Below are 752 nucleotides of genomic sequence, written 5' to 3'. Positions count from 1 at the left end.
CACGAGGTCGTCGATTTCCTCCGCCAGCCCGACAAGTATCACCAGCTCGGCGCCCGCATTCCCCACGGCGTCCTCCTCGTCGGCCCCCCCGGTTCCGGCAAGACCCTCCTTGCCAAAGCCGTCGCCGGCGAGGCCCGCGTCCCCTACTTCTCCATCTCGGGCAGCGACTTCGTCGAAATGTTCGTCGGCGTCGGCGCCGCCCGCGTCCGCGACCTCTTCGACCAGGCCCGCAAGTCCGCTCCCTGCATCGTCTTCATCGACGAAATCGACGCCGTGGGCCGCAAGCGCGGTGTCAGCCTCCAGGGCGGCAACGACGAACGCGAGCAGACCCTCAACCAACTCCTCGTCGAGATGGACGGCTTCGGCAGTGGACAGGAGGTCATCATCCTGGCCGCCACCAACCGCCCCGATGTCCTCGACGCGGCGTTGCTGCGTCCGGGCCGCTTTGACCGGCAGGTGATGGTGGACGCGCCGGACGTGCGGGGCCGGGAGATGATCCTGCGCATTCACGCCCGCAAGAAGCCGCTGGACCCCGGGGTGGACCTGGGGGTGGTGGCGCGGCGCACAGCGGGGATGGTGGGGGCGGACCTGGAAAACCTGCTCAATGAGGCGGCGCTACTGGCGGCGCGGTCAGGGCGGGGACGGATCACGGCGCGCGATGTGGACGAGGCGCGCGACCGGGTGCTGATGGGCCCCGAGCGCCGGTCGCTGGTGGTGCGGGAAGCCGACCGGAAGGTCACCGCCTACCACGA

The 752-nt window shown here is 70.1% G+C and carries 1 protein-coding gene; it reads left to right on the top strand.

All coding sequences use genetic code 11. The features are described 5' to 3' along the window. A partial coding sequence (locus K7W42_RS22780) for an AAA family ATPase (RefSeq protein WP_224577699.1) occupies positions 1 to 752 on the top strand: 752 nt, incomplete at both ends.

Source organism: Deinococcus betulae (genome assembly GCF_020166395.1).
Classification (GTDB): domain Bacteria; phylum Deinococcota; class Deinococci; order Deinococcales; family Deinococcaceae; genus Deinococcus; species Deinococcus betulae.
This window is presented reverse-complemented; position numbering and strand designations above follow the sequence as displayed.